Genomic DNA, 19,003 nt, shown 5'->3' with positions numbered 1-19,003 from the left:
TTTTAGCCCTCCCTCTCGTTTGCTTCTAACAGTTCGAATAGACCTGTTACATAATTTAAAACTTCCGCTGAAAACGAATCGATTTGTCCGTGTTGGTACGTTTGCTCAACTGAAGAAACCATTTGTATTCCTCCCTCAAAAAAACCTGTCGTCATTAAGGTCAGTGTCATACTTGCAGCAATGACATAGTGTATAACCGTCTTTTTCTGAATCGAGGGCTTGCGCTGTTTTTTCACCGTAACGGTTGTCTCTTGCAAAACAGCTTCAGTAAACGCACGTTCATCTTCAACCACGGGCATGTCTTCACCTTCTTGTTCAATCACAGCCATATACAACTCCAAACATCGGTCACAGGAATACAGGTGTTGCTCCACTTCTTCTCTTTCATACTCTGTCAGTTCATCGTTCACATACGCCTTCCACTTTTCAATTGGATAATGAGTCACCTAAAATCCTCCTCCTTCCAATGTTTTTTCAGCCATGCTCTCGCCCGGTAAAGCTTGGTTTCAACTGTTTTCACTGTCACCTTTTGCTCTCTAGCAATCTCCTGGTAGCTCTTCTCTCGGAGATAATACTGCTCAATCACATCACGGTAATTACTAGGTACGTCTTCAAGGTGTTTACAAACCAATTCTCGTCTTTCCTTTACGATCATTTCTTCTTCAACATTATCATTTGCCGTTGTTTCAACTTCAATGGCAGCTTCTTTTTGTTTGCCAGCTTTTCGTTTCATATCTATCGCATGATTCACTGCCAGCCTTGTCATCCATGTTTTAAACCCTTGACCTTGATAACGAGGGAGAGAGTAATACATGCGGACAAATACACCCTGTGCAGCATCTTCAGCATCTTTTTGATTTCGTAACACTGAATATACTGATCGAAAAATATAATCACGGTATTTTTCAATTAGGATCTGAAAGGCATGTTCACTACCGTTCTTAATCTTTTCAATTAAAATCTCATCATCAATCTCCCTCTCCCCCTTTCTGCTCGACTCTACTACTATAGACGAAGTATACAGCAGACGCCCCTACACTTTGAAAAAACTTTTTTAATAAAACACAAAATAGCGTGTGTTTTCATTACACACGCCTTAACTAGCGAAGACCTTATTCATTGTTTTCTCTTTTAGGGGCCATAATTTCAAAATGATGATGCAGATTTTCAAATTCAGAAGGAAGCATCCCTCCATATTCACCATCTAAATTCAACTGCATATCGCCTTCAACATGAACCTTTACCCGGTTCGCTTCGACATGGATCACTTTCGGATGATGAATGTGCTCTCCACGTAACGCTAAGCTCGCGATCCGTACAAACTCTGGTAATGAGGTTCTCTCAACGATCGTTAAGTCAAACATCCCATCATCAAACTCTGCATTCGGAGCCAGCTTTTCAAAGCCACCGACAGAGTTCGTATTTGAGACGAGAAACAGCATAATGTCCCCTTCAAAAAGCTTACCATCATATTCAATCGTCACCTGCGTTGGTGAAAGTGAGCGCAATTTTTCAAAGCCTTTCACATAGTAAGCCAATTGCCCCATCATCGTTTTTAATTTACTCGGTGTATCATAGGTTAACTCTGTTAATGTTCCACCAGCAGCAATATTGATAAAATATTGCTCGCCCACCTTACCAATATCAATTGGGCGTGCTTCGCCTTCACATAATACATCACAGACAGCCTCAATTTCACGCGGAATCCCAAGTGCCCTAGCAAAGTCATTCGTCGTTCCAGCAGGAATAATTCCAAGTCTCGGTCTAACCTTCTGCCCTGCTAAACCGTTTACAACTTCAAATATCGTTCCATCCCCGCCTGCAGCAACAACTAGTGCAAAGCCATTCTCGGCTGCCCGATCTGCCGCCTCGGTGGCACAACCTTCTTTCGTCGTCGCATGTGCTGAGGCTTCATAGCCGGCCTTTTCAAGTCGTTCCAATATATACGGCAACTGCTTCCGTACTTGTTCACGACCTGCTGATGGATTATAAATGACTCTTGCTCGCTTCATTGTTATCTCCTACTTCGCTACAAGATTAAATTCCCATCATTAAGGTACATACATCACTTCGATCATGATTTCTCAATTCAATTTACAACCTCTTATATCTCCTATATTTTACATTATCTTATGAGACAAGCCAAATAAAAATGAAAAACAGTTCTCGACAGATTGTGAGAACTGTTTTTCGTTTCATTTGTAGACGGTTAGCGCTTTTTAATTTCTTCCATAATCAGCTTGTTAACAACTTGTGGATTCGCTTTCCCCTTCGTTGCCTTCATCATTTGACCAACGAGGAAACCAATCGCTTTGTCTTTACCATTTTTAAAGTCTTCGATGGACTGCTCATTGTTATCGAGAATTTCAGTAACAATCTTGAGAAGTTCCCCTTCATCAGAGATTTGCACAAGTCCTTTTTCTTTGACGATTACTTCAGGGTCGCCCCCGTTTTCAATCATCTCTTTAAAAACTTTCTTCGCAATCTTAGATGAGATCGTACCTTTCTCAATCAGTGCAATCATCTTCGCTAGCCCTTCAGCTGTTAGCGGAACTTCATTGATTTCCTTATAGTTTGCATTTAAGTAAGCTGATACCTCACCCATTAACCAGTTAGCGATTTGCTTTGCATCAGCATCATGCGTCAATGCTTCTTCAAAGAAGTCAGACATCGCTTTTGATTGTGTGATGACCATTGCATCATAATCAGATAACCCTAGTTCGCTCACATAGCGATCTTTTCTCGCATCAGGAAGCTCAGGAATATCTGCTCTGACACGTTCCTTCCACGCTTCATCAATATGAAGTGACACTAAGTCTGGCTCCGGGAAGTAACGATAATCATCTGAGCCTTCTTTCACACGCATAAGGATCGTCTGCTTCTTCGCATCATCCCAACGACGTGTTTCTTGAAGGATCTCTCCCCCAGATAATAATTCCTTTTCTTGACGTACTTCCTCGAAAGCCAAGCCTTTTTGTACATTTGAGAATGAGTTTAAGTTCTTCAACTCTGTCTTCGTACCAAATTCCTCTTGACCAACTGGGCGAAGTGAAATATTGGCATCACAACGAAGAGAGCCTTCTTCCATCTTACAATCAGATACTTCTGTGTATTGTAAGATCGCCTTAAGCTTTTCTAAGTAAGCATATGCTTCTTCAGGCGTGCGAATATCAGGTTCAGAAACGATCTCTACTAATGGTGTTCCTACACGGTTAAAATCAACGAGTGAGTGATCACCATATTCAGAGTGCGTTAGTTTCCCAGCATCCTCTTCTAAATGAAGTCGAGTAATCCCAATTCTTTTCTTCTTACCGTCCACTTCAATATCAATCCAACCGTTCTCACCAATCGGCTTATCAAATTGCGAGATTTGGTATGCTTTCGGGTTATCTGGATAGAAGTAGTTTTTACGGTCAAATTTCGTTTCAGGTGCAATTTCACAGTTCAATGCCATCGCTGCGCGCATCGCGTAGTCTACAGCTTGTTCATTTAACACCGGTAGTACACCAGGATGTCCTAAACAGATTGGGCACGTATGTGTATTCGGTGGTGCACCAAATTCAGTCGAACAGCTACAGAAAATTTTTGAATTTGTTTTAAGTTCTGAGTGAACCTCAAGTCCGATAATTGTTTCGAATTTCACGTCTATCCCCCCCTTACAGTTCCGGCTTAGCCTTATGATGATCTGTTGATTGTTCAAATGCATGTGCCACACGATATATTGTATTTTCATCAAAATGCTTACCGATGATTTGTAAACCAACCGGAAGCCCATTCGAGAATCCGCATGGTACAGAAATCGCTGGTACACCTGCTAAGTTCACAGGAATGGTTAAAATATCGTTGGCATACATTGTTAATGGGTCATCAATGTTTTCGCCAACTTTAAATGCTGTCGTTGGCGCTGTTGGCCCAACAATCACATCATATTTTTCAAATACATCTTCAAAGTCTTTTTTAATTAACGTACGCACTTGCTGCGCTTTTTTATAGTACGCATCATAATAACCTGAGCTTAACGCAAACGTACCAAGCATAATACGACGTTTCACCTCATCACCAAAGCCTTGGCTACGCGTCTCTTTGTACATTTCAATTAAGTTCTCAGCGTTATCGGAGCGTACACCATAACGAACACCATCAAAACGAGCAAGGTTTGCAGAAGCCTCTGATGATGCAAGTAAGTAGTACGTTGCAAGGGCATACTTAGAATGAGGAAGAGACACTTCTTCCCACGTTGCTCCCATACTTTCTAGTACTTTCAACGATTCTAATACACTATTGCGAACGTCTTCGTTCACACCCTCAGCTAAGTATTCTTTCGGTACAGCGATTTTCAAGTCCTTAACATCACCAGTTAATGAAGACAAGTAATCTGGGATATCTACGTTTGCTGACGTAGAATCCATCTTGTCATGGCCTGCTAGAACTTGCATCACTAGCGCATTATCCTCAACTGAACGAGTAATCGGACCAATTTGGTCAAGTGATGACGCGAATGCTACTAAACCAAAACGAGACACACGTCCATATGTAGGCTTCAGTCCAACAACCCCACAATAAGATGCTGGTTGGCGAATCGAACCACCTGTATCAGATCCTAATGAAAAGACAACCTCTCCAGCTGCAACAGATGCTGCAGAACCACCACTAGAACCCCCTGGAACGTGGTCTGTATTCCAAGGGTTACGCGTTGCAAAAAATCCTGAATTTTCATTCGAAGATCCCATCGCAAACTCGTCCATATTTAATTTCCCTATCGTTACAGACTCTGCGCCTTGAAGATTCTTAACGACTGTTGCATCATGCATTGGGTTAAAGTTGCTTAACAATTTACTTGCACATGTTGTTTCTAACCCTTTGGTCACGATATTATCTTTAATCCCCGCTGGTAATCCAAAAAGAAGACCTCTAGACTCTTCTTTATCTAACGCTGCATCTAATTGCTTAGCATATGCGCGTGCATTCTCTTCATCTAAAGTCACAAATGCTTTTACTTTTTCATCGACTTCATGAATTCGTTTATAAGAGGCATCAACTAAATCAGATACCGTAACTTCTTTTTTATGTAGTTGCTGATGCAACGCAGAAATACTTCCGTCTAAAATTGACATTCTTACCCCTCCTTTACTCTAAAACGGATGGAACTTTCACTTGTCCGTCTTGTTGATCTGGTGCATTCTTTAATGCATCCTCGTTACTTAAAGATTCTCTAACCTTATCTTCACGTAAAACATTTTTAATGTCTAATACATGTGTTGTCGGTTCTACACCTTCTGTATCAAGTTCATTAAGCTGTTCAGCAAAAGAGATAATGCCATCAAGTTGTTTTGTGAACATTTCAACCTCTTCTTCAGTAACGGAAAGACGTGCTAAATGAGCAACGTGCTTCACCTGGTCGTTTGTAATTCGAGCCATTGTCTCACCTCCAAATTTCGTACATCCACAATATATAGATAATACCAAATAACGCACCTATAGGCAACAAACCACTAATAGAGTAAGTTCAGAAAGGAGTGGCTTTTCCTTTTTTTGATCTTACTTGTAGCGCGCAGAGCCATTGTCATCTTTCTTAAACACAACATTAAAGTATATACAAAAAACCACCCTCTCTAAACATAGCTGAAAGAAAGGGTGGCTTTAAAGAACCTATTGTATGGAAGAAAACTCATCTTGAATTTCTTTAGCAGGCTGTTTATCTATCAAGCTGACGATGACAATGGCAAGCGTCGCAAGTAGAAATCCAGGAATGATTTCATATAACGAAAATGGGATAAAAGCCTCTGACTGTGGTAGTTGATTTCCAGCTGCATCTACTGGCGGAGTCGAAAGAATATCCCAGACGACAACGGTAATACCACCGACAAGCATCCCTGCTAATGCACCATTACGAGTCATACGCCTCCAGAAAAGTGATAGTAAGATCACCGGTCCAAAAGCTGCTCCAAATCCGGCCCATGCGTACCCGACTAAACCTAATACTGTATTATCCGGGTTATAGGCTAACATAATCGCAATTAAGGCGATCACAACAACACCAAGACGACCAACCCATACGAGCTCACGTTGCGTAGCTTCTTTTTTGATAATCCCTTTGTAAAAGTCCTCTGCAAGCGCACTCGATGAAACGAGTAACTGCGAATCAATCGTACTCATAATCGCAGATAAAATCGCTGCTAATAAAAACCCAGCGACCCAAGGATTAAATAACACTTGAGTAAAGGCAATGAACACCGTCTCTTCATTCCCTTGTCCTAAAGGCATTCCTTGTCCTGCAAAATAGGCAATCCCGATAAACCCAGTAAAGATTGCACCAAATAGCGACAACACCATCCACGTCATCCCAATAAAGCGTGCCTTAGGAATTTCTTTGGCTGATTTCACCGCCATAAATCGCGTTAAAATATGAGGCTGCCCGAAATACCCTAGTCCCCACGCAAGCAGTGATACGATACCTAGAATCGTTGTTCCTGCAAACGCATCTAAATACATCGGATCAACCTGTCCGACAGCGTTGACGGTTTGATCCCAGCCCCCCATCTCTGAAATGGCAACGACTGGGACAACAAGTAATGCTAAAAACATTAATATCCCTTGAAAAAAGTCCGTCCAACTAACTGCAAGAAAACCGCCTAAGAAAGTATAAGAAATAATAACAGCTGCACCAATCCATAATGCCTGTGTATACCCTAGTCCAAATGAAGCTTCAAAAAGCAGTGCACCTGCTACAAGCCCTGATGAGGTGTAAAATGCAAAGAATACTAAAATCACCAAAGCTGAAATGACGCGGAGAATTTTTGACTGATCACGAAATCGATTTTCAAAGAAATCAGGAAGTGTAATCGAATCTCCTGCAACTTCCGTATACTTTCTTAACCTTCCTGCAACAAATTGCCAATTCAAATAAGCACCGATAGATAACCCGATCGCAAGCCAAATTTCACTCATACCAGCAACATACATCGCACCAGGTAACCCTAATAATAACCAACTACTCATATCTGATGCTCCCGCACTTAAGGCCGCAACACTTCCACCAAGTTTTCGTCCACCAAGAACATAATCAGATAAGTTAGTAGTCAACTGATAAGCAAGTAAGCCAATCACAAGCATTCCAACTAAATAAACAATAAAGGTTAGAATCGTAGCAAATTCCAAATCTTATTCTCTCCTCTCAACAAATAATGAAATTAAAGATAGTACAATTAATAACGGCATGGGCACAAGCAGCAAAAATCGCGTTGCACCTGTTAACACAAAATCCACTCTTTCACCCCCAGTTTTTCCGTCTCCCTCGACACTTTTATTATAGACCTTTACTACACTACCATAACTTTTTACTAATATCATTCGACAAATACATAGCTAACCATGGAAATACCTGCGAAATAGCCTATTTATCCATCTCAACTAACCGAGGTGGATAAAACGTAACTATACCTTTAACTTTCCCACTATAACAACAATTCATTAAAAATAAAAAAGCCCATTGTGAGTGGATTTCTCACAACGGGCATGTGTCGAGTGAAGCCATTGCCAATCGTTTAACTAGTGTTGTCCCGACTCCCTCTTTCTATCTATAAATGTGAATAAACGGCTCCTCATTCGGATTACGAACAATCACGCTTTCTTGTTGGGAAACCGATGTCACATACACTTGTAACTTAAGGTCATTTGGAAACGTTTGTGTGATTCGGTCTGCAATAAACTGTGAGAAAGCAATCACTTCTGTTTTCCCATAAAACTGAATGGGGACATCAATCGTCAACTCTTGGAGCTGATCATTTTGATAATAGCCACGGCCAACCACCCCGACATAGTTATCGAAAAAGCCATTAATATCTTCGCGTAACTTTAAGAAGCGATCAGTATCCACTCGCTGTTCATTGCTTGCTTCATTCGAAGGAAATAAATAATAGCGTTCATTAATCCGTTGCCAACGTTCGATACTTTTGCCTGGATCTGCGACCGCTGAGGCAACAAATCGACCCGGAACGACTGAATCACGGGTTTGTTCCTGAAACAGTGCAATAACGATCGGGACATTAGATAGCATACCATCCTCACGGTTTGGATCTCGAAGTCGTTCAACCACTTGGTCGGCAATATTCTGACCTTCGCGGATCATCGTCTCTTCGTCAATCGGGACTTCATACGTATGGCTATAGGTCCCGTCCTCATAACGCTCACGGAAATAATACATTTGGTTTAGCGAGAGACCAATCACTATGCCTCCTAATTCAAGATTACCATTCTCATTTTCGACCAGGTAATTATGTTCAAGAATATGGGATATATAGCGGGGCCTGCTCTCTTCTTGGTCAGGTAGCGTCTCCCCCTCACCTAACGCTGGGTTCAGACCTTCTGGATTATCTTCTTCATGATAACGCATCAGCCAACTATTGATTTCAGTCCGATTAATGAAGTGTCCTTCCCTGAAAAAATACGTATCAGGATCAAAATGACCGGATGCAATTGAAGTTAATCCAACCTCAAGTTGCTCTAAATCAAGACGATTATCGACAACAGCATTTCCAAATCCTCGCCCTTCCCCGTGTGGGTACGATCCGTCATAAAGGACACTACGGTAGTAGTTTTCGGGTGTATCAACCTCAGGACTTAATTCAACGACTTGTTCATTTTCCTCTTCTACTTCAATCATTTCCTCTTCCCTTTCAAGAATCGGCAAACAACCTGAAAGGAAAATCATACTTGCTAAGACGATCACGCTCATCCGTTTGACCATCTTCCTCACTCCTCATCCATCATGTTCAACATCATGAACGTGAACATCATATTCATTGTCTTACCTTTGCAACTCAGTAACAAGGCGCGCTTCATCCCAGACCTCAACGCCTAATTTCTCAGCTTTAGCTAACTTTGAACCTGCATCCTCACCAGCAACTAGAACATCTGTGTTCTTACTGACACTGCCAGTGACCTTCCCACCTAGGCTTTCAATTTCCGCCTTCGCATCATTGCGGTTCATTTGCTCAAGTTTTCCAGTTAACACAAACGTCTTACTAGCAAAGCTTGAATCAATCGTCTCAGGATCCGGTTGCTTTGGCCCTTTATACGTTAAATGAATGCCTAAGCGCCTTAACTCTTCGATTAACTCTTCTACTTCTGGCTTTTCAAAATAGCTAACAACTGAATCAGCCATCTTCTCACCAATTTCATTGATCGCTACTAGTTCATCAAAAGACGCTTGTTGCAGTTGTTCAACCGTTTCAAAATGCATCGCTAACGTTTTCGCTGCTTTCGCTCCGACAAAACGTATGCCTAGACCAAAGAGAAGCTTCTCTAGTGAATTGTCCTTTGTCGCTTCAATTGCCTGTAATAGATTCTCAACTGACTTTTCCCCCATGCGCTCAAGGGTTAATAACTGTTCACGTTCAAGCTTATATAAGTCGGCAACATCTTGCACAAGCCCTTTTTCAAAAAGCTGTGCAATCACCTTTTCACCAAGACCATCAATGTTCATCGCATTTCTGGAAACAAAATGAATCAACCCTTCACGGATTTGCGCCGGACACTTTGGGTTAATACATCGCAGGGCGACTTCCCCTTCTAAACGAACAAGTTCACTCTCACATTCTGGGCAATGCGTTGGCATTGCAAAATCCTCTTCGTCACCTGTTCGTAACTCAGCCAACACATTGACCACCTCAGGAATAATGTCACCGGCTTTTTTGATAACGACCGAGTCACCAATCTTAATATCTTTTTCACGAATTAAGTCCTCATTGTGTAGAGATGCTCGCTTTACTGTCGTTCCAGCAACAGCTACGGGAGAAAGGAGTGCCGTTGGCGTCACAACCCCAGTCCGGCCGACACTAAGTTCGATCCCTTCAAGCTTTGTTACGACCTCTTCAGCTGGAAATTTATAAGCAATCGCCCACCTTGGACTTTTCGCTGTAAAACCCAGCTCCTCTTGGTAAGGAAGTGAATCGACCTTAATGACAATTCCATCGATCTCATACGGTAAACCAGACCGGCGTTCAACCCAACTATTGACATAATCAATGACTTCTTCTATCGACTCGCAGTGTTTCGTTTCATCATTTACTTTAAAGCCTAAACGATGTAAATATTGTATCGCTTCATAATGAGCCGTAATCTCGTCATTATTGATTTGTCCAATGCTATATAAAAAGATATCCAAATTCCGTTTTGCTGCAATCTTAGGATCTAATTGTCGCAGTGAGCCAGCAGCAGCATTTCGTGGATTAGCAAACTTCTCCTCACCAGCAGCTTCTTTTGCCTGATTTAATGTTTCAAACGAACGCTTCGGCATAAATACTTCACCGCGTACCTCGATATCAACGGCTTCTTTTAACGTTAACGGAATCGATCGAACAGTTTTTAAATTAGTGGTAATATCTTCACCAGTCGTACCATCCCCCCGTGTTGCACCACGGACAAACTTTCCTTCCTTGTAGCGCAGCGAAACGGCTAACCCATCAATTTTCAATTCACACGTGTACGTACAATCCGCCTCAATCCCTTGTCTCACTCTACGGTCAAAGTCCCGAAGATCATCCTCAGAGAAAGCATTCCCTAAGCTGAGCATTGGGATTTCATGCTGGACCTTTTCAAAGTGAGGCAGTGGTTCTCCACCGACACGGACCGTCGGAGAGTGCTCTGTTTTCAAATGAGGGAATTGATCTTCAAGTTTTATTAGCTCTTGCATTAATTGATCATACTCTGCATCAGACACGAGCGGTTGATCTAAGACATAATAATGGTAACCATAATCCTCAAGCTGTTCACGCAACTTTTCGATTCGCTGTATCGCTTTTTTCTCGTCCATTCCTTCGATCCTTTCTTACCTCTTTGTAATCGGAGCAAACTTTGCAAATAAACGTTTAACACCAGTAGGCGGTGGAAAAGCGATGTCTAACTCTACTGAATCGCCTTCTCCCTTCAAACTAACAACCGTGCCGATCCCCCACTTTTTGTGCTCCGCTTTATCTCCTACACTCCAACTAAATTGATCGCCACCTGTCACTGTCGTCGTTGGGGTCGACTTTGCTTTTGCCGCCACAGGGCTTGTTCTTGCTCCACGCGATGCCTTGGCCCATGCTGGTTCAGGCTTGGCACTTTCTTCATTTAATCGTTCAAGTGAATCCTCTGGAATCTCACTAATAAAGCGTGACGGCGGATTTGTATTGGTTCTTCCAAATAGCGTACGCATCTTCGCATTGGTAAAATACAGTTTTTCTTCTGCACGTGTAATACCAACATAAGCTAGGCGACGCTCCTCTTCCATCTCTTCAGCCTCAAATAAGGAGCGGCTATGTGGAAAAACACCTTCTTCTAGTCCAATTAAAAAGACGATTGGAAACTCCAAACCTTTGGCTGCGTGAAGTGTCATTAATACCACTGCATCCGTTGGACCTTCTTCATCTTCATCAAGCTTGTCAATATCAGCGACTAGAGCTAGATCCGTTAAAAAGGCAATTAAAGACTTGTCCTCATTTTTGCTTTCAAAATCATTTGTAACCGATAGAAATTCCTCGATATTCTCTAGACGACTTTGCGACTCAATCGTATTTTCATTTTTTAACATCTCGCGGTAGCCTGTTTTATCAAGCAGTTCTTCAACGAGTTCAGAAACAGATAAATAATCTTGCATCTGAACCCAGCCTTTTACTTGCTCACTAAAGTCCTTTAATTTATTTAAGGCACGGGCACTTAAACCAATCTCTTCAATCTCTTGCAAGGCACTATACATTGAAATCCCTTGTCCAGCTGCAAAATGAATAATTTTATCAACCGTTGCCGCACCGATCCCTCGTTTTGGAACATTAACAATGCGCTGCAAGCTTAAATCATCATCAGGATTTGCAATCACTCGTAAGTAAGCAAGTAAATCTTTGATCTCTTTTCTGTCATAGAACTTTGTACCGCCGACGATGTTATACTCAATGTTTGACTTGAGTAACATTTCCTCAATGACACGGGATTGAGCATTTGTTCGGTAAAGGATCGCAATATCTGAATATTTATGATCCCCACTACGGACCGCTTCACGAATTTTATCAACGACAAAGTAGGATTCATCCTGCTCACTGCCTGCCTCATAATAAGCGATCTTATTCCCGGATTGATTTTCAGTCCATAAGTTTTTCGGCTTACGGTTGAGGTTATTTGCAATCACTTGGTTAGCCGCATCTAAAATCGTTTTTGTCGAACGGTAATTTTGTTCAAGCAAGATCACCTCTGCATTAGGATAATCTTGTTCAAAAGATAAGATGTTTTTAATATCAGCTCCGCGCCAACGATAAATCGATTGATCCGAATCCCCGACAACACAAATATTTTTAAATCTCTCACCAAGCATATTGACTAACACATATTGCGCTCGGTTTGTATCCTGATACTCATCCACATGAATAAATTGAAACTTACGTTGGTAATGCTCTAGTACTTCGGGTACTTGCTTAAACAATTGGATCGTTTTCATGATCAAGTCATCAAAATCGAGTGACTGATTCTTCTTCAGTTGTTGTTGATATTCCGTATAGACATCTGCTGCTGTCTCTTCATAGGGCCCAGAGGCTGTTTTAGCAAATTCGGCTGGTTTTTTCAACTCATTTTTCGCGGAACTGATCGTTCCTAGTATGCTGCGCGGCTCAAACTTCTTTGGGTCGATGTTTTTCGATTTTATCACTTGCTTAATCAATGATAATTGGTCAGTCGAATCTAAGATCGTAAAGTTACGACTTACACCAATCCGATCAATGTCACGACGGAGGATTCGCACACACATGGAGTGGAACGTTGAAATCCAGATGTCTTCTGCAATAGGTCCAACAAGTGCTGCGACCCGATCCTTCATTTCGCGAGCCGCCTTATTCGTAAACGTAATCGCCAATACATTCCAAGGGGCAACTCCTTTTTCACGTAATAAATAAGCGATCCGGTGTGTTAAAACACGTGTCTTGCCGCTCCCTGCCCCAGCCATTAACAACAGTGGCCCTTCCGTATGTTTAACCGCTTTTTTCTGCTCAGGGTTCAAACCTGCAAGCATTTTCGCGATGATTTGTTCCTGCACAATGATCACGCCCCTCATAAAACATATGTTCTCATTACATTGTATCTGATAACGTAGTGCCTTTCAATTTATTCTTTGACCGCCTTCACAGTTGCAAGAGCGGCGTTGAGGTCATCATAGATGATGTTACCTACGACAACGGTGTCTGCAATCAATGAAATCTCTCTTGCTTGCTCTGTCGTTGTAATCCCGCCTCCGTAAACAAGTCTAGTCTCCTCAAGTACATCTTTGGCAGCTTTTACAATGGCTGGATCACCAAAGACTCCGCTGTATTCAATATAAAAAATTGGAAAGCGATACATGTGTTCAGCCATACGAGCATAGGCAACAACATCTTCTTCGGTTAAAGATGTGTTTGCATCTGTCAGCTTGGCTGCTTTTGATTCCGGATTTAGTATACAATACCCTTCCATGACAATTTCATCCCAATTCATAATCGGCCCGAATTCTTTAACAGCTTGGTGATGCAAACCAGTCACCCATTTTACCTCGTTACTGTTTAGTACCGATGGAATAAAATAGTGATCGAACCCTGGGGTTATCGAGTCAATCGTTGACACCTCTAAGGCACAAGCGACCGGATACCTTCTCACACGCGCTAATAATTGTAACGTATTATCGAGTGTAACCCCATCGCTACCACCAACAATAATTCCGTCTGTACCTGACTCACAAATTTTTTCTAAGTCAGCATCGCTAATTTCTTTATTTGGATCAAGCTTAAAGACATGTGTCCATTCTAGATAATTAAGCATGAAAATGGCTCCCCTATCTCTATGTAAATTTACAATCAATTTCCTCTACTATTACTTCATTTGATGATTATAACAAAAAACAGGACGTTATCTAAACAGGTACGAAAAAAATAAAAACAACCACGCTCGCATCATCAGCAGTTGTGATTGTTTTCCTTACGTTCGTACTACTATTCGGCTGTCTCTTCCTTTTCGCTTACCCGTTCTAATGTCATTTTATAACCATCATTACCATAATTTAAGCACCGCTTTACTCGTGAAATTGTTGCTGTACTTGCACCTGTTTCCGTTTCAATTTTATGATACGTAAAGCCATTCCGTAGCATTCGAGCCACTTCTAACCGTTGTGCCAACGATTGAATTTCATTAATTGTGCAGAGATCATCAAAGAACTGGTAACACTCTTCCAAATCTTCTAATGACAAAATCGCGTTAAACAACTGGTCTAATTCTTTGCCTCGCAATTTATCGATTTGCACTTTCAACCACACCTTCCTCATTACTAAAATCCGTTATTATGACACCTTCTTCAATCCCTGGCGAGTCGGGCACGATATTAATCCATGTTTGCCCCGGCAAGAATGGAACCGTTTCTCCATCAGAAACAGGCAAAATACGTCCACCCTCGTTGACCCAATCGATCTGCTGAGCTCTGCCTTGCTGTAAGAGCACGCCCTTCCCTCCAGAAGTAAGATTAATGCTTCGGCGACCGACATCATCAACTATGCGATGACTCATTTCAACAATAAGGACATTTTCCAATGCTACCGGATCACCCGTTTCATGATCAACGGATTGGTCATCACCATTAAAGCGGTGGTAAACTTGCTCGTCCTCATCGTACCTATAGGTTACATAATACCTATCTAGGTAGCTAACCGTAACATCTTCAGCCTTCACACCGCCAATCTCCGGCTCACCTTCATAAAATAATAATGGTTCGATATGTCGCTCCAATTGGTACCCTTTATCTTCTAACCCACGAACCATATCGTCATATGAAATGTAGGAGTTATGTGGTGCAACACGTTCTGATGATCGCTCGAAAAGTGTTCCATCATGATAAAGACCACTCAGGAAATCAGCTTTCCCTTGTCTTTCTAACATTTGTTGAGCCTCGGGACTCCAGCCATGCGTAACATATAATGAGTCATACCCATTTGCTAAATCAATATAATACCCTCTCGCACTACGGACAGGACCAATGACATCTGGCTGTTCACTGTGGAACATAGCTAACAGACGCGTCACAGCCCCTTCGGCCAACACCTCATAAACAAGATCTGCTTGGTGTACTCCTGACTGTGGCCTCGCTTGTGGGGCATTATTAATCATCACAGCAATGGCCCGATGGCGAACCGAGTCATCTGTACCTTCACCTGTTAATGGACTGACATAATCAAATGTCACCTCATCAATGGTCTCCTCATCCTCTGGTTCACTTTCATTGATCACATCGATTTCATCGCGACCTTCTTCTTCAGTCGTCACATCCTCACTCGAGCCACAAGCAAATAAGACTAGAGAACTCGCCATGAGTACTAAAAATAATCGTTTCATACTAAACCCTACCTCAACATGCCAAATTATTATACATCAGTATATCCTTTTATAGTTTAACGCATAATCGAAGGAAAGAGTACTGTTTTCTTATGAACATCATAGATTCCACGTTGTGTCACCCGAATATACGGCAAATGTGTGGATGAAAAGAAGAGAAGCGTATAGACAGGGTCCTGATGCTCATACCCTCTAGCGCGTAATAAATCAACAAACTCTTTGTGTTCTGCGATAAGCTCTGGCATTGGCTTATTTGACAACATCCCAAACAAAGGAAGTTCAATCTGACTGACCACTTGTTCATCTTCAACAATGAACATCCCACCGCCAGCTTTCTTTAAAGCATTGAATGCAACGACCATGTCCTTTTTATTTTTTCCAATCAAGACAATATCACCAGTGTTTGAAAATGAGCTTGCAAACCCTGATAACCGGCTAGCAAATCCTTTGATCACCGTATTAATCATCCATTTTCCATTACGGTCAATTAAAACAAAAAAACATTCATCATGATCATATGATAAGGAATCAACGGTAACTTCTCTTGAGACTTGATAAGGTTTGAGTATGACGGCGTTAGACAATTCTATTCCTAACGGCATTGAAAAATGCAAATCATCGTCCGTTAATTCCCAGTCAATGTCTAACGGCTTAACACCATAGTCTTCCCACGGAAACGTCGACTCTGGGTAACAGTCTTCACCTTGATAACGGATCCATTGTCCTTTAGCCAACACTGAGGTCGGTACGGGATCTTCCTTTTTAGTTAAGAAGTTTAGATGCGCCATTCGCCCTGGTGCTATCATGCCCAGCTTATGGTCGATGTTATAATACCTAGCGACATTATACGTCCCCATCGCATACGCATCAACAATTGGAACTCCTTTATCAATTGCAATTTTGATCAACTTATCAATAACACCTTGTTCATAGAAAGCTGGCGTTGATCCATCTGTGGTAAATAGGACGCGACTATAATCATCAACGCCTAACTCTTGTAATTCCTCTAACATTTTTGGCAAATCAGGACGAATTGAAGAATAACGTAAAGATGTTGTATAACCTAAGTTCAAACGCATTAAGGCTTCTTTACCATTTATTGCCTCATGGTCACATGTCACCCCTAACAACGCCATCTGTGAGAGCGTTTTTTCACTAGCTCCCGGTAAGTGACCTTCAATCGGTTTACGCAAACGAGTCGTCTCTTGCATCCAATGTAAGATTGAATCATCACCGCTCAATACTTTAGGCCAAGATGTTAACTCTCCCCCTTGAATCACCAGATGATGCTCTAACCATGCTTTCATTTTAGAATTTGAAAACAACTCTTCCTCTTCCTCTAACTCGGTTTGCGCATCATAACGACACCACCAATACATCGATGTCGGGAGCTCATCTAATTTCTCAACTGCGGAAAGCGCTTTCTTTTTATCCAAATGTAAAAAGAACATCATATTATCATTAATTAATGTTGTCGTTCCTCGTAATGCTGCATATTTCGCAAGCGAGTGGGGATTATATAATTGAAACGGGTGAGCATGGTGTTCAATATATCCAGGTACAATGTAGTGTTCACTGCAATCAACAACCTCAGTGTTCTCTACACGATCCGGAAACGCATCACCAACGTATACAATTCGATCCTTATAAATCCAAATATTTGCTGTAAACCATTGTCTACGCACACTATTTAAGTATGTTGCGTTCTCTAAAACGATTGTTGGTGACATATCACCACGAACAACCGCTAACTGTTCTCGTAAATGCTTCTTTGTCCAACGGTAAATTCGTTCTGTCATCGCCTATCACCCATTTCTTAAACATTTTCTATCTTTACTACTTGTATATTTTTTAGTGTTTCTACTATCCTACCATATTTTTGCTATTTAACACATTAAAGTTTCTGTAACAAATGTTAAAAAATTTGAAATCTTTAGTTGAAAGGTGTCGTTTTGCTATGAAACCGAATATCGGAATCGTAAATGCTATGGTTCGAATCACTGCTGGGTTCACTATTTTAGCATGGGCAACTGCTAAGCTTGTTCGTAACAGTTCAACATTTAACAATCGCAGCGATACAAGCGTCCTCCTCTGCGTTGCACTTGGCGCGATGAAAGTCGCTGAGGGAATTACCCGTTTTTGTCCGTTAACAGAATTAGCTGAAGAAGGCTATTCAAATCTAAAAAATAATCAAAACAACCAACAACAGCATACCTATCTCCCTAATCATTATAACTAATTAAAAAATAAACCTTATAAGACTTTTTCATCTTATAAGGTTTATTTCTATAGATTATTCAGTTAAGCCTTTGAACATGAGTATCTTTTCTCTACAAAGATACTCGCTCGTTCGCTATCGCTTTTTCTCCTATATCTTTACGATAAAAAAGATCTGTGCAATTGACCTTTTTAACATCTTCATAAACCACTTGTTGCGCTTCCTTTAATCCCGCTGCCTTACCCGCGACTAAAAGTACACGCCCACCATTGGTTACGAATTCACCGTTGTCAACTTTCGTTCCTGCATGGTAAACAAGTGCATCTTCACTTAACTGATCCAATCCTGCAATAACTTTTCCTTTTTCATAAGACTTCGGATATCCTTTAGCCGCTAAGACAACCCCAACAACAGCCTCATCAGTCCAAGTTAATTCTGGTTTCTCTCCATCTAGCAAACGAAGAATAACATCAACTAGATCCGTTTCTAAACGTGGTAAAACGACTTGTGTTTCCGGGTCACCAAATCGTGCGTTAAATTCAATCACCTTCGGGCCAGCAGATGTCATCATTAATCCGGCATAGAGAATACCAGTAAATTTTCTATCTTCTTTCACAAGCGCTTCAGCCATTGGTTGTAAGATGGTCTCCATGGCTTCATCTAAGTCTTTTTGGTCAAATTGCGGAACGGGTGAGTATGCACCCATACCACCTGTATTCGGCCCTTCGTCGTTGTCAAAAGCGCGCTTATGGTCTTGAGCACCAACCATAGGTACAACCGTAGTCCCATGAACAAAAGCCATTAAGGAAAGCTCCTCGCCTTCTAAATACTCTTCAATTACAACCGTTGCACTAGACTCACCGAATTGCCCTTCCTCTAACATCTCGTACAAGCTAGAAATAGCCTCTTCTTTTGTCATCGCAACGACAACACCCTTACCAGCGGCTAGTCCGTCAGCTTTAATGACAATAGGAGCTCCTTTTTCTTCAACATAAGCTTTAGCTTTATCATAAGACGAAAATGTTTCATAATACCCAGTTGGGATCTTGTATTTCACCATCATTTCTTTTGCAAATGATTTACTACCTTCAATTAATGCGGCAGCTTTTGTAGGGCCAAATACACGCAACCCAGCCTCTTCAAAAAGATCAACAACCCCTGCCAGTAAAGGAACTTCAGGCCCTACAATTGTTACATCTACGTTCTCCTCTTTTGCAAATGAAAGTAACTGCTGATGGTCATCTTCGGCAATGTCAACGACAGTGGCAACATCGCTCATGCCATCATTACCAGGGGCTACATAGACTTGTGTAACTTTTTCGCTTTGCGCGACTTTCCAAGCGATTGTATGCTCACGGCCGCCAGCGCCAATGACAAGAACTTTCACGAAAATCCTCTCCCACTTTGACA

At 41.5% G+C, this 19,003-nt stretch carries 16 protein-coding genes; 1 reads left to right on the top strand and 15 read right to left on the bottom strand.

Features of this window, described 5'->3' with window-relative positions:
* Positions 1-2 precede the first annotated feature (2 nt).
* The 14 genes from KH400_RS07330 to KH400_RS07265 all read right to left on the bottom strand — a co-directional run bounded on the left by KH400_RS07330 (position 3) and on the right by KH400_RS07265 (position 17,174).
* On the bottom strand, positions 3-446 hold the full coding sequence (locus KH400_RS07330; protein ID WP_217223450.1) for an anti-sigma factor family protein: 444 nt from the start codon (positions 444-446) through the stop codon (positions 3-5).
* The gene (locus KH400_RS07325) at positions 443-910 is read right to left on the bottom strand and encodes a sigma-70 family RNA polymerase sigma factor (RefSeq protein WP_438821107.1); all 468 of its coding nucleotides are present in this window, start codon (positions 908-910) and stop codon (positions 443-445) included. Before KH400_RS07325 ends, KH400_RS07330 begins: the two co-directional genes overlap by 4 nt.
* 202 nt (positions 911-1,112) lie before the next feature.
* Positions 1,113-2,012, bottom strand: a complete 900-nt coding sequence (locus tag KH400_RS07320; RefSeq protein ID WP_217223448.1) for a diacylglycerol kinase — start codon at positions 2,010-2,012, stop codon at positions 1,113-1,115.
* Positions 2,013-2,209: 197 nt separating this feature from the next.
* On the bottom strand, positions 2,210-3,643 hold the full coding sequence (gene gatB, locus KH400_RS07315) for an Asp-tRNA(Asn)/Glu-tRNA(Gln) amidotransferase subunit GatB (protein WP_217223446.1): 1,434 nt from the start codon (positions 3,641-3,643) through the stop codon (positions 2,210-2,212).
* Positions 3,644-3,656: 13 nt separating this feature from the next.
* The gene (gatA, locus tag KH400_RS07310) at positions 3,657-5,114 is read right to left on the bottom strand and encodes an Asp-tRNA(Asn)/Glu-tRNA(Gln) amidotransferase subunit GatA (protein WP_217223444.1); all 1,458 of its coding nucleotides are present in this window, start codon (positions 5,112-5,114) and stop codon (positions 3,657-3,659) included.
* A 13-nt stretch (positions 5,115-5,127) separates the two neighbouring features.
* On the bottom strand, positions 5,128-5,418 hold the full coding sequence (gene gatC, locus KH400_RS07305) for an Asp-tRNA(Asn)/Glu-tRNA(Gln) amidotransferase subunit GatC (RefSeq protein WP_217223442.1): 291 nt from the start codon (positions 5,416-5,418) through the stop codon (positions 5,128-5,130).
* Positions 5,419-5,649: 231 nt separating this feature from the next.
* Entirely contained in the window at positions 5,650-7,158 is a 1,509-nt protein-coding gene (putP, locus tag KH400_RS07300) for a sodium/proline symporter PutP (RefSeq protein ID WP_217223440.1), read from the bottom strand.
* 415 nt (positions 7,159-7,573) lie between these two features.
* Positions 7,574-8,746, bottom strand: a complete 1,173-nt coding sequence (locus tag KH400_RS07295; protein ID WP_217223438.1) for a CamS family sex pheromone protein — start codon at positions 8,744-8,746, stop codon at positions 7,574-7,576.
* A gap of 60 nt (positions 8,747-8,806) precedes the next feature.
* Positions 8,807-10,813, bottom strand: coding sequence for an NAD-dependent DNA ligase LigA (ligA, locus tag KH400_RS07290; protein ID WP_217223436.1), 2,007 nt, complete (start codon positions 10,811-10,813; stop codon positions 8,807-8,809).
* Between the two features lie 15 nt (positions 10,814-10,828).
* On the bottom strand, positions 10,829-13,078 hold the full coding sequence (gene pcrA, locus KH400_RS07285; protein ID WP_217223433.1) for a DNA helicase PcrA: 2,250 nt from the start codon (positions 13,076-13,078) through the stop codon (positions 10,829-10,831).
* Between the two features lie 50 nt (positions 13,079-13,128).
* Positions 13,129-13,815, bottom strand: a complete 687-nt coding sequence (gene pcrB / locus KH400_RS07280) for a heptaprenylglyceryl phosphate synthase (protein ID WP_217223431.1) — start codon at positions 13,813-13,815, stop codon at positions 13,129-13,131.
* A 170-nt stretch (positions 13,816-13,985) separates the two neighbouring features.
* Complete coding sequence (locus KH400_RS07275) at positions 13,986-14,294, bottom strand: YerC/YecD family TrpR-related protein (protein ID WP_217223429.1); 309 nt, start codon at positions 14,292-14,294, stop codon at positions 13,986-13,988.
* Entirely contained in the window at positions 14,281-15,375 is a 1,095-nt protein-coding gene (locus KH400_RS07270) for a DUF3048 domain-containing protein (protein WP_217223427.1), read from the bottom strand. Before KH400_RS07270 ends, KH400_RS07275 begins: the two co-directional genes overlap by 14 nt.
* Before the next feature lie 56 nt (positions 15,376-15,431).
* A complete protein-coding gene (locus tag KH400_RS07265) occupies positions 15,432-17,174 on the bottom strand; it encodes an adenine deaminase C-terminal domain-containing protein (RefSeq protein ID WP_217223424.1) in 1,743 nt (580 codons plus the stop codon).
* Between the two features lie 158 nt (positions 17,175-17,332).
* Between KH400_RS07265 and KH400_RS07260 the strand changes: the two genes are divergently transcribed.
* A complete protein-coding gene (locus KH400_RS07260; RefSeq protein WP_217223422.1) occupies positions 17,333-17,614 on the top strand; it encodes a YgaP family membrane protein in 282 nt (93 codons plus the stop codon).
* 91 nt (positions 17,615-17,705) lie between these two features.
* Here the strand turns inward: KH400_RS07260 and purD are convergent, their stop codons facing one another.
* Positions 17,706-18,980 carry a phosphoribosylamine--glycine ligase gene (purD, locus tag KH400_RS07255; protein ID WP_217223420.1) on the bottom strand — a complete coding sequence of 425 codons (1,275 nt, stop codon included), beginning with the start codon at positions 18,978-18,980 and terminating at the stop codon, positions 17,706-17,708.
* Positions 18,981-19,003 lie beyond the last annotated feature (23 nt).

This window comes from Desertibacillus haloalkaliphilus, from assembly GCF_019039105.1.
GTDB lineage: Bacteria > Bacillota > Bacilli > Bacillales > KJ1-10-99 > Desertibacillus > Desertibacillus haloalkaliphilus.
This window is presented reverse-complemented; position numbering and strand designations above follow the sequence as displayed.

Coding starts and splice junctions, on each gene's coding strand:
- KH400_RS07320 (WP_217223448.1), bottom strand. CDS start 2,012: ATGAAGCGAGCAAGAGTCATTTATAATCCATCAGCAGGTCGTGAACAA.
- gatA (WP_217223444.1), bottom strand. CDS start 5,114: ATGTCAATTTTAGACGGAAGTATTTCTGCGTTGCATCAGCAACTACAT.
- gatC (WP_217223442.1), bottom strand. CDS start 5,418: ATGGCTCGAATTACAAACGACCAGGTGAAGCACGTTGCTCATTTAGCA.
- KH400_RS07295 (WP_217223438.1), bottom strand. CDS start 8,746: ATGGTCAAACGGATGAGCGTGATCGTCTTAGCAAGTATGATTTTCCTT.
- ligA (WP_217223436.1), bottom strand. CDS start 10,813: ATGGACGAGAAAAAAGCGATACAGCGAATCGAAAAGTTGCGTGAACAG.
- pcrA (WP_217223433.1), bottom strand. CDS start 13,078: ATGAGGGGCGTGATCATTGTGCAGGAACAAATCATCGCGAAAATGCTT.
- pcrB (WP_217223431.1), bottom strand. CDS start 13,815: ATGCTTAATTATCTAGAATGGACACATGTCTTTAAGCTTGATCCAAAT.
- KH400_RS07270 (WP_217223427.1), bottom strand. CDS start 15,375: ATGAAACGATTATTTTTAGTACTCATGGCGAGTTCTCTAGTCTTATTT.
- KH400_RS07265 (WP_217223424.1), bottom strand. CDS start 17,174: ATGACAGAACGAATTTACCGTTGGACAAAGAAGCATTTACGAGAACAG.
- KH400_RS07260 (WP_217223422.1), top strand. CDS start 17,333: ATGAAACCGAATATCGGAATCGTAAATGCTATGGTTCGAATCACTGCT.